The sequence below is a fragment of the Microcoleus sp. B9-D4 genome, assembly GCF_036705105.1.
Lineage (GTDB): Bacteria > Cyanobacteriota > Cyanobacteriia > Cyanobacteriales > Microcoleaceae > Microcoleus.
Genome location: NZ_JAUBTS010000183.1, coordinates 1 through 1,060 on the forward strand (window position 1 = coordinate 1; position 1,060 = coordinate 1,060).

Annotated in this window: 1 protein-coding gene; it reads left to right on the plus strand. The window is 43.6% G+C overall.

Features of this window, described 5'->3' with window-relative positions:
• On the plus strand, nt 1-1,060 hold a 1,060-nt coding region (gene iscB / locus QUB24_RS33480; RefSeq protein WP_333157899.1), incomplete at both ends, for an RNA-guided endonuclease IscB.

Below are 1,060 nucleotides of genomic sequence, written 5' to 3' on the forward strand. Positions count from 1 at the left end.
TCCGCCCAGGATTGGCACGTAAATTGCTAACTAATGGCAAAGCTGCTGTCTTCAAAAGGTATCCATTTACGCTAATTCTGAAAGTAGAGGTAACAGTACCGCAAAAACCAATTACTCTCAAAATAGATCCTGGCTATCGAACTACTGGAATTGCGTTAATACAAGGAGAAAACGTAATCTTTGGTGCAGAACTAACTCACCGAGGTCAAACTATCAAAGCCAGTCTTGAATCTCGCCGTTCATTGCGTAGAGGCAGGAGAAATCGCCATACTCGCTATCGTCCAACTAAGTTTCTAAACAGGACGCGCCCTAAAGGTTGGCTAGCGCCAAGTTTGCAACATCGTGTGGAAACAACCTTAACTTGGGTGACTAGATTAATGAAACTCGCCCCCATTGCTTCTATCGCTCAAGAGCTTGTGCGATTTGACTTACAGCAATTAGAAAGCCCAGAAATCTCTGGGAGTGAATACCAGCAAGGCGTTTTACAGGGCTATGATATCCGCGAGTATTTGCTCAATAAATGGGACAGGAAGTGCGCTTACTGTGGTGTAATTAATACACCGCTACAAGTTGAACATATTCATCCCAAAGCCAAAGGCGGAGCTAATCGCATTTCTAATCTTTGCCTTGCTTGCGATGCTTGCAACAAAAAAAAAGGTACTCAAGATGTTGAGCAATTCTTGTCTAAAAAACCAGAGATTTTGAAGCGGATTCTATCTCAAGCAAAACGTCCATTAAAAGACGCAGCAGCAGTCAATTCGACTCGCTGGGCATTATTTAATCGACTCCGTACAACTGGCTTGCCTGTTTCTACTGGCAGTGGCGGCTTGACTAAATTCAACCGTACTCGACTAAATTTAGCTAAAACTCACTGGCTAGACGCAGCTTGTGTCGGAAAGGTTGAGTCGTTGAAGATTTTAACAAACAAGCCACTATTGATCAAAGCAACTGGTCACGGGACACGTCAAATGTGCCGTACCGACAAATTTGGCTTGACATCTCGCTATGTTCCCCGGTTTAAGTTTGTTAAAGGGTTTCAAACGGGAGATATTGTCAAAGC